Source organism: Pantoea phyllosphaerae (assembly GCF_051025595.1).
Lineage (GTDB): Bacteria > Pseudomonadota > Gammaproteobacteria > Enterobacterales > Enterobacteriaceae > Pantoea.
The window spans coordinates 39,658-52,136 of record NZ_JBPFDE010000003.1 but is presented as its reverse complement, the minus strand read 5'-3'; the positions used below and the strand labels follow the sequence as shown (position 1 = coordinate 52,136).

The following is a 12,479-nucleotide window of genomic DNA, read 5'->3' as shown; positions in this document are numbered from 1 at the left end:
TATCAAGGCTGGAAGGTACCGACGCCGATCTCGTTCTCTTTGCGCGTGCGCGCGATAACCGATGCCGGGCTTTCGACGATGCGCAGGCCCATCTCATCTTCGGTGCGAACCACTTTGCCGCGCAGTGAGTTGGTGTAGACATCGACGATCTCCACATCGACGAATTTGCCAATCATCGCCGGTGAACCTTCGAAGTTCACTACGCGGTTAGTTTCGGTACGGCCAGACAGCTCCATGACGTTTTTACGCGAGGTGCCTTCCACCAGAATGCGCTGCACCGTGCCGAGCATACGGCGGCTCCAGGCCATCGCCTGCTGGTTGATGCGATCCTGCAGGATATAGAGGCGCTGCTTTTTCTCCTCTTCCGTGACGTCGTCCGGCAGATCCGCCGCCGGCGTACCGGGACGCGCGGAGTAGATGAAGCTGAAGCTCATGTCGAAGTTGACGTCGGCGATCAGCTTCATGGTCTGTTCGAAGTCCTGCTGGGTCTCCCCAGGGAAGCCAATGATAAAGTCAGAGCTGATCTGGATATCCGGGCGCGCGGCGCGCAGCTTGCGGATAATCGCTTTGTACTCCAGCGCGGTATGGGCGCGCTTCATCAGCGTCAGAATGCGGTCCGCGCCGCTCTGCACCGGCAGGTGCAGGAAGCTCACCAGCTCAGGCGTGTCGCGGTAGACCTCGATAATGTCGTCGGTGAATTCGATCGGGTGGCTGGTGGTGAAACGGATGCGGTCGATGCCGTCAATGGCGGCCACCAGGCGCAGCAGTTCGGCAAAGGTGCAGATTTCGCCGTCGAAAGTCGCGCCGCGATAGGCGTTGACGTTCTGGCCGAGCAGGTTGACTTCTCGCACGCCCTGCGCTGCCAGCTGCGCGATCTCCAGCAGGATATCGTCGCAGGGACGGCTGACCTCTTCGCCGCGCGTATAGGGCACAACGCAGAAGGTGCAGTATTTGTTACAGCCTTCCATGATGGAGACAAAGGCGGTGGGGCCTTCCGCGCGCGGTTCCGGCAGGCGGTCGAATTTTTCGATTTCCGGGAAGCTGATATCCACGACCGGGCTTTTGCTGCCGCGCACGCTGTTGATCATTTCCGGCAGGCGATGCAGGGTTTGCGGGCCGAATACGATATCCACATAGCTGGCGCGCTGGCGAATATGATCCCCTTCCTGCGACGCCACGCAGCCGCCGACACCGATAATCAAATCAGGGTTGCGCTCTTTTAAGCTTTTCCAGCGTCCCAGCTGGTGGAAAACTTTTTCCTGCGCCTTTTCGCGAATTGAGCAGGTGTTGAGCAGCAGAATGTCCGCCTCTTCAGCTTCCTCGGTCAGCGTGTAGCCGTGGGTGCTGTTTAGCAGGTCAGCCATCTTGGATGAATCATACTCATTCATCTGACAGCCCCAGGTTTTGATATGCAGTTTTTTCATTGTCGAACTAGCCATTGATTCAGTGCAGTGAGGTGCAGGGCGCGTATTGTAATGCTTTGACGCTGTTGTGACCAGCGCAGAGCCGCCATACTTCGCATATCTGCGGCACAAGCGGCGATCCCTCTCTTGCCAGGCAGGCGATTTCTGCCGCCCGGGCGTTTTTCCGGTACACTTTGCGCCAGTTATCCCGCTTTTTGCCGCGGGTAAAGATTCAGAAGGAGATGAGCAATGCAGGATAACCGCTTTGATGTGGTGGTGGTGGGCGGCGGCATGGTCGGCGCCGCGCTGGCGTGCGGTCTGGCGCTTCAGCAGTTTCGCGTCGCGGTGGTGGAGCGCGCCGAGCCTGCGCCTTTTGAGGCCGACAGCGATCCCGACGTGCGTATCTCCGCCATCGGCAGCGCCTCGGTGGGTCTGCTGAAGCAGATCGATGTCTGGCCACGCGTGCAGGCGATGCGCTGCGCGCCCTATCGCAAGCTGGAGACCTGGGAGTGGCAGACGGCGCACGTGAGTTTCGACGCTGCGTCGCTCGGCCTGCCGGAGCTGGGGTTTATGGTCGAGAATAGCGTGCTGCAGCGCGCGCTGTGGGAAAGGATGGCGCAGCTCGGTATTACGCTGCGGTGTCCCGCGACGCTCGCAGGTTTACAGCAGGAGAACGGCGGCTGGCGGCTCGATCTCAGCGATGGCGAAGCACTGCATGCCCGGCTGGTGGTCGGCGCCGACGGCGCCAACTCACAGGTACGGCAGATGGCGGGCATCGGCATCGACGGCTGGAGCTATGCGCAATCCTGTTTGCTGATTAGCGTGACCTGCGAGCACCCGGCGGGCGACGCGACCTGGCAGCAGTTTACGCCGCAGGGGCCGCGCGCTTTTTTGCCGCTGTATGATAATCGCGCTTCGCTGGTGTGGTATGACGCGCCAGCGCGCATTCGCCAGCTGCAGGCGATGCCGCTGCCGCAGCTGGAAAAAGAGATCGCCGCGACCTTTCCTGCGCGGCTGGGGCGTTTTAAAACGCATGCGGCGGGCGGTTTTCCGCTGGTGCGCCGTCATGCGCAGCGCTATGTGCTGCCGGGCCTGGCGTTGATCGGCGATGCGGCGCATACCATTAATCCGCTGGCGGGGCAGGGCGTTAATCTGGGCTATCGCGACGTCGACGCGCTGGTTGAGGTGCTGGTGGAGGCGCGCGCCAACGCGCAGGAGTGGGCGTCTGAGAATGTGCTGCGTCGTTATCAGTCGCAGCGACGTCGCGATAATCTGCTGATGCAGGGCGGGATGGATCTGTTCTATTTTGCCTTCAGCAATCGGCTGCCGCCGCTGAAGTTTGCCCGTAACCTGGGGCTGATGGCCGCTGAGCGTTCGGGCGCGCTGAAGCGTAAGGTGTTGCGCTACGCGCTGGGTTTGTAGACGCGGCTGCGTCTTTCGGGCCGAAGAGCGGGCGTGGCTATAATATGGGGGCCTGAGAACAGGTGTGGCTGCGGTATCCGTGCGCGGCCACAGAGGGGGCTTCCCGATCGCAAAGTCGCTGTTCGTCATCCATGACCGCTCGGCCCGCGCAGTCCCTTGCGCGGGACGCTTTGCTCTTCGGGAAGCGCCTCTGTGACCGGACTTAACAGCAGTGTTGCTGTTTTAAAGCAAAAGTGACCAGACGACAAAAACAACAAAGCCCGCAAAAGCGGGCCTGTTGTCAATTTGGCTGGGGTGCAGGGATTCGAACCCCGGAATGCCGGAATCAGAATCCGGTGCCTTACCGCTTGGCGACACCCCAATAGTGTCTTTTCAAATTGTCTTGTATGGCTGGGGTACGAGGATTCGAACCTCGGAATGCCGGAATCAGAATCCGGTGCCTTACCGCTTGGCGATACCCCAATAGTTTGGTGGCTACGACGGGATTTGAACCTGTGACCCCATCATTATGAGTGATGTGCTCTAACCAGCTGAGCTACGTAGCCAAATGTACTGCTTACTGCACCCGATGTGGCTGGGATACCTGGATTCGAACCAGGGAATGCCGGTATCAAAAACCGGTGCCTTACCGCTTGGCGATATCCCATTCGTCGACTCGTATCCACGAGAGCGTATCGGATTGGCTGGGGTACCTGGATTCGAACCAGGGAATGCCGGTATCAAAAACCGGTGCCTTACCGCTTGGCGATACCCCATCCGGCTGCCGAAGACTGAAATGGTGCGGGAGGCGAGACTTGAACTCGCACACCTTGCGGCGCCAGAACCTAAATCTGGTGCGTCTACCAATTTCGCCACTCCCGCAAAAAAGATGGTGGCTACGACGGGATTTGAACCTGTGACCCCATCATTATGAGTGATGTGCTCTAACCAGCTGAGCTACGTAGCCATCTTTTTTTCGCGTTACCTTCATCGGCGTTGCGGGGCGCATTATGCGTATTGAGCTCTGGAGCGTCAACACATTTTTTGCCGATTTTCGCCTTCGCACGCCTGTTTGTCTGGCTTGTAACCAGGGTGGCGAATTATTCGGCAAGTTTTGATCGTAACCACATCAAAGCTAAAAAAAAGGGGCCCCGCAAGGCCCATTTTGCTATGGCTTAGTTTACTTATTTATAAGCAGACTGATGCACGCCCACCGCGCGACCTGAAGGATCGTCCATCGACTTGAACGCTTCGTCCCACTCAATCGCTTTGGCGGAGGAGCAGGCCACCGACGGGCCGCCCGGCACGCATTCAGCCGCGCTCGGCAGCGGGAACAGCTCTTCAAAAATTTCGCGATAGAGGTAGCCCTCTTTCGACGCCGGCGTGTTGTAAGGGAAGCGGAAGTGCGCGGTTGCCAGCTGCTGATCGCTGACCTGCTGCGCCGCAACCTCTTTCAGGGTATCGATCCAGCTGTAGCCGACGCCGTCAGAGAACTGCTCTTTCTGACGCCAGGCGACGCTTTCCGGCAGATAGGAGGAGAAACATTCGCGCAGGATGTGTTTTTCCATCTTGCCGTTGCTGCCGCACATTTTATCCTGCGGGTTAATACGCATCGCCACGTCGAGGAATTTCTTGTCGAGGAAAGGCACGCGCGCTTCCACGCCCCAGGCGGACATCGCTTTGTTGGCGCGGGCGCAGTCGTACATATGCAGCGCCATCAGCTTGCGCACGTTCTCTTCATGAAACTCTTTGGCGTTCGGCGCTTTATGGAAGTAAAGATAGCCGCCAAACACTTCGTCCGCACCCTCGCCGGAGAGCACCATCTTGATGCCCATCGCCTTAATTTTACGCGACATCAGGTACATTGGCGTCGAGGCGCGAATGGTGGTGACGTCATAGGTTTCAATGTGGTAAATCACATCGCGAATCGCGTCCAGCCCTTCCTGCACGGTAAAGTGAATCTCGTGATGCACCGTGCCCAGATGTTCAGCCACCGCTTTCGCCGCTTTCAGATCCGGCGAGCCCTCCAGGCCGACCGCGAAAGAGTGCAGCTGCGGCCACCAGGCGTCGCTCTTGTCCTGATCTTCGACGCGTTTCGCGGCGAAGCGTTTGGTTACCGCCGAGATGATAGAGGAGTCCAGACCGCCGGAGAGCAGCACGCCATACGGCACGTCCGACATCAGGTGGCTTTTCACCGACTCTTCCAACGCATGCTTGAGGTCCGCCGCATCGGTAACGTTATGTTCTACCGCGGCGTACTCCATCCAGTCGCGCTGCCAGTAGCGACGAATTTCGCCGTCGGTGCTGGAGAGGTAGCTTCCCGGCGGGAACTCTTTAATTGAGCGGCACACCGGCACCAGCGCTTTCATTTCTGACGCGACAAACAGGTTGCCGTGTTCGTCGTTGCCCATATAGAGCGGGATGATGCCGATATGGTCACGGCCGATCAGGTACTGCTGCTTTTCGCTGTCCCACAGAATAAAGGCGAACATGCCTTCCAGCTCGTCGAGGAAGTCGACGCCTTTTTCCTGATAGAGCGCCAGAATAACTTCGCAGTCGGAGCCGGTCTGGAACTGGTAGCGATCGCTCAGCTCGGCGCGCAGCGCCTGATGGTTGTAAATCTCGCCGTTGACTGCCAGAACATGGGTGTGATCGGCGTTATAGAGTGGCTGAGCGCCGTTGTTGACGTCGACAATAGAGAGGCGTTCATGCGCGAGAATCGCTTTATCGTCGGCATACACGCCAGACCAGTCCGGTCCGCGGTGACGCATCAGGCGAGAACTCTCCAGCGCTTTTTTACGCAGATCAATCGGATCGCTTTTCAGATCCAGCACACCAAAAATAGAACACATATTCTGACTCCTGAGCTCGCCTGTCGGCGATGTTATCGTTGCCTTGTCCGGCAGCCAGCGGCTGCGTGATGTATAAGAAAATGCGCTATTTCATGCAGTCAATGCAAGCATATTTGCCTTTTACTGATAAAAAGATTGTTTGCTGGGCTTTTTATTTGAATATTATTCAATTTAATGCGCATTTCATTAACGGATCGGCAATGAATGGCCAGGCTTGGCTAAAAAAGAGACAGGTCAGAGACGGTTTCAGAGAGAAGCGGCCGCCTGGCGTCAGGCGGCGCGGCAGGTAGAATTAAAAGAGATCGATATCCGCGACAGAAGGGTAGATCCAGTCGGGACGGAAAGGCATGGCGTCGATATCACTCAGCGTCGAAACGCCAGAGAGCACCAGAATAGTTTCCAGTCCCGCCTGAAAGCCGGCCAGAATGTCGGTGCGCAGGTTGTCGCCGACGATCACCGTCTCTTCAGAGTGAGCCTGCATTTTATTCAGCGCGGCGCGCATGATGTAAGGGCTCGGTTTGCCGACGTAAAACGGGCGCCGGCCGGAGATCTTTTCAATGCCGGCGCAGAGGGCGCCGCAGGCGGGCACAAAGCCGCGCGCGTGGGTATCGGGGTTGGTGGCAATAAAGCGCGCGCCGCTGGCGACGAAAAAGGCAGCCTTATGCATCATCTCCCAGTTGAAGGAGCGCGTCTCACCGACGATGACGAAATCGGGATTGACGTCGGTAATGGTAAAGCCCGCTTTATAGAGTTCATGGATCAGCGCACCTTCGCCAATTACGTAGGCTTTCTTCCCTTCCTGGCGACGCAGAAAATCGGCGGTCGCCATCGCAGAGGTGTAAAACACCGAGTCGGGCACCTCGACGCCAGCGTTGGCGAAGCGGTTTGCCAGATCCTGCGCAGTCTGTGAAGGATAGTTGGTCAGCACCACCAGCGGCATCTCTTTTTGCAGGATGCGCTGCAGAAACTCCTGCGCGCCTGGCACGGCGGTGTTGTCGTGCATCAACACGCCGTCAATATCGCAAATTACGCTTTTTATCGTCATAGGTTCAGTCCGGGTCGCGTTTACTCTTCCAGTAAATGTTGTAGCAGAATGCCGTTGAGCATAGCGCGTTTTGCCAGCGCAAAGGCGCCTATCGCCGATCGATGATCGAGCTCGGAACGCACGACTGGCAGATTTTTGCGGAAGGCGTTGAGCGCTTGCGTGTTGATACAGCCTTCAATGGCCGGCAGCAGCACTTTCTCGGCGTCGGTGATTTCGCCCGCCAGCACCACTTTCTGCGGGTTGAACAGGTTAATCGCAATGGCGATCGCTTTGCCCAGGTAGCGTCCGACATATTCAATGACTTCACAGGCCAGCGCGTCGCCCTGGTTGGCGGCTTTGCAAATCTGCGCCATCTGGCAGGCGTCCTGCGTTAGCACGCTGGGGTAGCCCTGGCTGAGCAGATGGCGCACGCGGTTTTCAATCGCGCCGTTGGCGGCAATGGTTTCCAGACAGCCGAAATTGCCGCAGTGGCAGCGTTCGCCGAGCGGATCGACCTGGATATGGCCGATTTCGCCTACGTTGCCGTTGCTGCCGAGGAAAATATGGCCGTTGGCGATGATGCCGGCGCCGGTGCCGCGATGGAGCCGCACCAGAATCGAGTCGGCGCAGTCGCGGCTTGCACCAAAGTAGTGCTCTGCCAGCGCCAGGCTGCGGATATCATGGCCGACGAAGCTGGTAACGTTAAAACGATTTTGCAGTCCGGCCACCAGCGGCCAGTGGCTGACGGCGATATGGGGCATGTAGCGGATGACGCCATTTATCGGATCGACCAGGCCGGGCAGGATCACTGAGATGGCGATGAGCTCGCGAATTTTACGCTGGTGGGTCGCGATAAAGCTGTCGATAGCGGCGAACAGCGCATGCTCCAGCGTCTCCTGCGTGCGCTCCGGCAGGGCATAATCCTCCTGCGCCAGCGATTTGCCGCTGAGATCGAACAGCGTCAGGGTGGCGTCATAGCGGCCGAGCCGCACGCCGATAGCGTGGAACTGGCGCGTTTCGGTGACGATAGAGATGGCGCGGCGACCGCCGGTGGAGGCCTGTTGATCCACCTCTTTAATCAGCCCGCGTTCAATGAGCTGACGGGTAATTTTGGTGACGCTGGCGGGCGCAAGCTGGCTCAGTTCGGCAATCTGGATGCGCGAAATAGGGCCCTGCTGATCGATTAGCCGGTAAACGGCCGCGCTATTGAGTTGCTTAACAAGATCGACATTTCCTATTTGTGCCTGGCCGCCAGTGGTCATTCAGTGCTTACTCGCTCAGGACGTCGTCTCCATTGACAAACGTCTTAATGATTTTGAAATCACGCGTAAAAACAGTGAGGTTGGCGACTTTTCCCGCTTCGACCGTGCCCAGCTGTTTGTCCACGCCCATTGCCTGCGCGGGGTAGAGCGTTGCCATACGCAGCGCTTCATCCAGCGCGATGCCGACCTGTTCGACGGCGTTGCGCACCGATTCAATCATGGTAATCGCAGAGCCGCTCAGCGTGCCGTTCTCGTCCACGCATAGGCCATCGCGATAGTATATTGTTTTGCCAGCGAAAATGAATTTATCAATTTCAGCGCCTGCAGGGGCGGTAGCGTCGGTGACCAGCACCAGCTTATTGCCTTTGATGCGTTTCGCGTTGCGTACGTTAGCGTAATGGACGTGCAACCCATCTGCAATAATGCCGCAATAAACATCCGGCGCATCAAACAGCGCGCCAATCAGGCCCGGCTCGCGTCCGGCGAAAGCGGGCATGGCGTTATAGAGATGAGTGGCGAAGGTCACGCCCGCGCGGAAACCCGCTTTGGCTTCGTCATAGGTGGCGTTGGAGTGGCCGGCAGAGACGATGATGCCCACCTGCGTCAACTGGCGGATCACCGCGTCGCCAGCGTTTTCCGGTGCCAGCGTCACCTTGGTGATGACGTCGGCGTTATCGCACAGATAGCGCACCAGCGCCGGATCGGGCAGGCGGATGAGGTCAGGATTATGGGTCCCTTTTTTGGCTTTATTCAGCCAGGGGCCTTCCAGATGCAGGCCGAGCGCCTGGTGTTGATGCTTGCTTTTATAGGCGCGCATGGTGTCGATGGCGCGCTTCATCAGTGCGTCGCTGCTGGTGATCAGCGTGGGCAGAAAGCTGGTGCAGCCTGACTTCTCATTGGCGCGCTGCATGATTTCCAGCGTCTCGACGCTCAGGGCGTCGATGTCGTCGTTAAACTGCACGCCGCCGCAGCCGTTCAGCTGTAAATCGATAAAGCCGGGAGCGATCAGCGCGCCGGAAACGTCGCGCAGCGCGATATCGGCGGGTAGCGCGTCGCGCGGACAGACGCGTTCGATCAGCCCATCGGTGATAACCACCGCGTGATTATCCAGAATTTCATGGCCGGTATAAATCCGGCCGTTAACTAATGCGTACATCGTGGTTCTCCCGGCTGAGCCCGCCAGAGCCTCGCGGCGGGCATTTACAACATTTTCCTACACGCCTTTCATATTTTCCGCTTCCATTTCGCGGAAATATTTTACGGTTTTCACTTTCAGTTCCATGGTGGCGGGTTCGTCGCATACCACCACTGATTTCGCATGCAGCTGCAGGCAGCTGATGGTCCACATATGGTTGACGTTGCCTTCTACGGCGGCCTGCAGCGCCTGCGCTTTGACATGGCCTGTCACCAGAATCATCACCTCTTCCGCATCCAGCAGCGTGCCGACGCCGACCGTCAGCGCATATTTCGGCACCTGATCCACATCGCCGTTGAAGAAGCGTGAATTCGCCACGCGGGTATCGTGCGTCAGCGTTTTGATGCGGGTGCGCGAGGCAAGGGAAGAGGCCGGTTCGTTAAAGGCGATGTGGCCATCGTTGCCGACGCCGCCCATAAACAGATGGATTTTGCCCAGGGCGCGAATCTTCTCTTCATACTGGCGACATTCTGCGTCAATATCTGACGCATTGCCATTCAGAAGATTGATGTTTTCTGGTTGAATATCAACGTGATCGAAAAAGTTGCGGTACATGAAGCTGTGATAGCTTTCCGGGTGCTCTTTCGGCAGGCCGACATATTCGTCCATATTGAACGTCACCACATGCTTAAAGCTGACCTGGCCCGCTTTGTGCATCTCGATAAGATGCTTGTACGCTTCCAGCGGCGTGCCGCCTGTCGGCAGGCCCAGCACGAAGGGGCGATCCGCGGTAGGGTTAAAAGCATTGATGCGGTTGACGATATGACGGGCTGCCCATTTACCGACCTGCGTAGGGGTAGCCAAAGGAATCAGTCGCATGTTTCACCTCATTCTGAGAAAAGAAAAGGGGGGTGACGCATTCATCGTAGCGGTCATTATCACGTTAACGCCGTGAAACGATTTCAGCCTGCGATCGCTGCGTCTTAATATTTTTTATCATAAAATAAGTTAGGGTTGTTCGCCAGATGCCTCGGCAGTTAATGGTGCTTTTTGGTGATAATTATCACAGAAGAGACGCGTATAATTTGCGAGGCGAATTAATTTGTCATTACACTGCGCAACGTGAAGTGTAGTGTCAATCAACCCCTGCGGCTGACAATAAAAAACAAGCGGCGCAGGGCGACAAGCCAGTCTCATAGGGGGAAAGGACAAATGTTAGGTTACTTACAGAAGGTTGGCCGCGCGCTGATGGTGCCGGTAGCAACCCTGCCGGCAGCGGCGATATTAATGGGGGTCGGCTACTGGCTCGATCCGGACGCCTGGGGCGCAGGCAACGCCTTTGCTGCGCTGCTGATAAAATCGGGCGCGGCGATTATTGAGCATATGTCCGTCTTGTTTGCTATCGGCGTGGCTTATGGGCTGTCAAAAGATAAGGATGGCGCAGCGGCGCTGACCGGCTTTGTCGGTTTTCTGGTGGTGACGACGCTCTGCTCGCCAGCTGCCGTATCGATGATCCAGAAAATACCCCTTGATCAGGTGCCCGCCGCCTTTGGCAAAATTGAAAACCAGTTTGTCGGCATTATGGTGGGCATTATCTCCGCGGAGGTCTATAACCGCTTTAGCCATGTCGAGCTGCCGAAGGCGCTCGCTTTCTTCAGCGGACGACGCCTGGTGCCTATTCTCGTCTCCTTCCTGATGATCGCAGTGGCGTTCATTCTGATGTATATCTGGCCGCTGATCTTTAACGGACTGGTAAGCTTTGGCGAACATATCCAGAAGCTGGGATCGGTCGGTGCAGGCGTCTACGCCTTCTTTAACCGCTTGCTGATCCCGGTTGGCCTGCATCACGCGCTTAACTCGGTATTCTGGTTCGACGTGGCGGGCATCAACGATATTCCTAAATTCCTTGGCGGCGCGCAGTCAATCGCTAACGGCACCGGCATTGTCGGCATCACGGGACGCTATCAGGCGGGCTTCTTCCCAATCATGATGTTCGGCCTGCCTGGCGCAGCGCTGGCGATCTATCACTGCGCGCGTCCGGAAAACCGCGTTAAAGTCGGCAGTATTATGCTGGCCGCAGCCTTTGCGGCCTTCTTCACCGGCATTACCGAGCCGCTGGAGTTCTCCTTTATGTTTGTCGCGCCGGTACTCTACGTTATCCACGCGGTGCTGACCGGCATTTCGGTATTTATCGCCGCCAGCATGCACTGGATCGCCGGCTTCGGCTTTAGCGCCGGTCTGGTGGATATGGTGCTGTCGAGCCGTAATCCACTGGCGACACACTGGTGGATGCTGATCCCGCAGGGCATCGTCTTCTTTGCGCTCTACTATGTGGTATTTCGCTTCACCATCACGAAATTCAATCTGATGACGCCGGGCCGCGAGCTGGCGGTGGCGGGTGATGAAACAGACGGCTACGACGTTAACGTCGACATAACCGACAACGGCGAGAGCGCGACCGAATCGCTGGCGCGTCGCTATATCGGCGCCATCGGCGGCTCCGACAACCTGACCGGTATCGACGCCTGTATCACGCGTCTGCGTCTCAACGTAAAAGACTCGGCGCAGGTCAATGAGTCCGTCGCCAAACATCTGGGCGCGTCCGGGGTTATCCGCCTGAATAAACAGAGCGTGCAGGTGATTGTCGGCACCCAGGCAGAAAGCATCGCCACCGCAATGAAAAAAGTGCTGACGAAAGGGCCGGTCGCCTCGGCGGGCGGCGCGTCAGCAGCCCCCGCCGCGCCAGCGGTAAAGCCTCAGGCAGTGATGAACCGCGAAACCAAAGCCATTGTGACGCTGATGGCACCGGTGAGCGGCGAAGTGGTCGCCCTGGACGCAGTGCCTGATGAAGCCTTCGCCAGCAAGGCGGTCGGCGAAGGGCTGGCGATCAAGCCGACCGGTAAAACCGTAGTGGCGCCGGTTGCCGGTACCGTGGTGAAAATTTTCGATACCAACCATGCTTTCTGCCTGGAAACCGGCAGCGGCGTCGAAATTGTGGTGCATATGGGCCTCGACACCGTGGCGCTGGGCGGCAAAGGCTTTACCCGGCTGGTAGAAGAGGGCGCGACGGTCGCGGCGGGTCAGCCGGTGCTGGAGATGGATCTCGACTTCCTCAACGCCAACGCGCGTTCGATGATCAGTCCGGTTGTGATCAGCAACAGCGAAGATTTCGCCGGGCTGACGCTGCTGGCGACCGGGAAAGTGGTGGCTGGCGAAACCCCGCTTTACGAGGTAAAAGGCTAAGCCTCTAATCGCATTGCCGTAAAAAAAAACAGGTAGGAAGCGATTCCTGCCTGTTTTCGTTTTATCGCCTTAACAAACCGGTTGTTTCCCTTCGGCGCTTTGTGGATCATACTCCGTTACTTCGTGGTACAAACCACCCGCTATACGTATTGAGGATTG

General features: G+C 57.5%; 8 protein-coding genes and 7 tRNA genes. 2 read left to right on the top strand and 13 right to left on the bottom strand.

Annotation, left to right across the window (positions count from 1 at the left end; translation table 11 throughout):
* Positions 1–2 precede the first annotated feature (2 nt).
* Positions 3–1,439, bottom strand: a complete 1,437-nt coding sequence (gene miaB, locus ACR6A7_RS05630; protein WP_434123861.1) for a tRNA (N6-isopentenyl adenosine(37)-C2)-methylthiotransferase MiaB — start codon at positions 1,437–1,439, stop codon at positions 3–5.
* Between the two features lie 213 nt (positions 1,440–1,652).
* Between miaB and ubiF the strand changes: the two genes are divergently transcribed.
* Positions 1,653–2,825, top strand: a complete 1,173-nt coding sequence (gene ubiF / locus ACR6A7_RS05625) for a 3-demethoxyubiquinol 3-hydroxylase (protein WP_434123860.1) — start codon at positions 1,653–1,655, stop codon at positions 2,823–2,825.
* A gap of 286 nt (positions 2,826–3,111) precedes the next feature.
* Here the strand turns inward: ubiF and ACR6A7_RS05620 are convergent.
* From ACR6A7_RS05620 to nagB, 12 genes are all read right to left on the bottom strand, one after another.
* Positions 3,112–3,186, bottom strand: a tRNA-Gln gene (locus ACR6A7_RS05620).
* Positions 3,187–3,212: 26 nt separating this feature from the next.
* Positions 3,213–3,287 (bottom strand) — tRNA-Gln (locus tag ACR6A7_RS05615).
* Positions 3,288–3,293: 6 nt separating this feature from the next.
* Positions 3,294–3,370 (bottom strand) — tRNA-Met (locus ACR6A7_RS05610).
* Between the two features lie 26 nt (positions 3,371–3,396).
* A tRNA-Gln gene (locus tag ACR6A7_RS05605) sits at positions 3,397–3,471 on the bottom strand.
* Between the two features lie 34 nt (positions 3,472–3,505).
* Positions 3,506–3,580: transfer RNA gene (locus ACR6A7_RS05600), tRNA-Gln, on the bottom strand.
* 21 nt (positions 3,581–3,601) lie between these two features.
* Positions 3,602–3,686 (bottom strand) — tRNA-Leu (locus tag ACR6A7_RS05595).
* Positions 3,687–3,694: 8 nt separating this feature from the next.
* Positions 3,695–3,771, bottom strand: a tRNA-Met gene (locus tag ACR6A7_RS05590).
* Positions 3,772–3,988: 217 nt separating this feature from the next.
* Positions 3,989–5,656 carry an asparagine synthase B gene (gene asnB / locus ACR6A7_RS05585; RefSeq protein ID WP_434123859.1) on the bottom strand — a complete coding sequence of 556 codons (1,668 nt, stop codon included), beginning with the start codon at positions 5,654–5,656 and terminating at the stop codon, positions 3,989–3,991.
* Positions 5,657–5,948: 292 nt separating this feature from the next.
* Entirely contained in the window at positions 5,949–6,701 is a 753-nt protein-coding gene (locus tag ACR6A7_RS05580) for an HAD-IIA family hydrolase (RefSeq protein ID WP_033751787.1), read from the bottom strand.
* Positions 6,702–6,721: 20 nt separating this feature from the next.
* A complete protein-coding gene (nagC, locus tag ACR6A7_RS05575) occupies positions 6,722–7,942 on the bottom strand; it encodes a DNA-binding transcriptional regulator NagC (RefSeq protein ID WP_434123858.1) in 1,221 nt (406 codons plus the stop codon).
* Positions 7,943–7,949: 7 nt separating this feature from the next.
* Positions 7,950–9,098, bottom strand: coding sequence for an N-acetylglucosamine-6-phosphate deacetylase (gene nagA, locus ACR6A7_RS05570; protein WP_434123857.1), 1,149 nt, complete (start codon positions 9,096–9,098; stop codon positions 7,950–7,952).
* Between the two features lie 57 nt (positions 9,099–9,155).
* On the bottom strand, positions 9,156–9,956 hold the full coding sequence (gene nagB / locus ACR6A7_RS05565) for a glucosamine-6-phosphate deaminase (protein WP_434123856.1): 801 nt from the start codon (positions 9,954–9,956) through the stop codon (positions 9,156–9,158).
* 333 nt (positions 9,957–10,289) lie between these two features.
* Between nagB and nagE the strand changes: the two genes are divergently transcribed.
* Positions 10,290–12,320 carry an N-acetylglucosamine-specific PTS transporter subunit IIBC gene (gene nagE, locus ACR6A7_RS05560; RefSeq protein WP_434123855.1) on the top strand — a complete coding sequence of 677 codons (2,031 nt, stop codon included), beginning with the start codon at positions 10,290–10,292 and terminating at the stop codon, positions 12,318–12,320.
* The last annotated feature ends 159 nt before the right edge of the window (positions 12,321–12,479 follow it).

Coding starts and splice junctions, on each gene's coding strand:
- ubiF (WP_434123860.1), top strand. CDS start 1,653: ATGCAGGATAACCGCTTTGATGTGGTGGTGGTGGGCGGCGGCATGGTC.
- nagA (WP_434123857.1), bottom strand. CDS start 9,098: ATGTACGCATTAGTTAACGGCCGGATTTATACCGGCCATGAAATTCTG.
- nagE (WP_434123855.1), top strand. CDS start 10,290: ATGTTAGGTTACTTACAGAAGGTTGGCCGCGCGCTGATGGTGCCGGTA.
- nagB (WP_434123856.1), bottom strand. CDS start 9,956: ATGCGACTGATTCCTTTGGCTACCCCTACGCAGGTCGGTAAATGGGCA.
- ACR6A7_RS05580 (WP_033751787.1), bottom strand. CDS start 6,701: ATGACGATAAAAAGCGTAATTTGCGATATTGACGGCGTGTTGATGCAC.
- asnB (WP_434123859.1), bottom strand. CDS start 5,656: ATGTGTTCTATTTTTGGTGTGCTGGATCTGAAAAGCGATCCGATTGAT.
- miaB (WP_434123861.1), bottom strand. CDS start 1,439: ATGGCTAGTTCGACAATGAAAAAACTGCATATCAAAACCTGGGGCTGT.
- nagC (WP_434123858.1), bottom strand. CDS start 7,942: ATGACCACTGGCGGCCAGGCACAAATAGGAAATGTCGATCTTGTTAAG.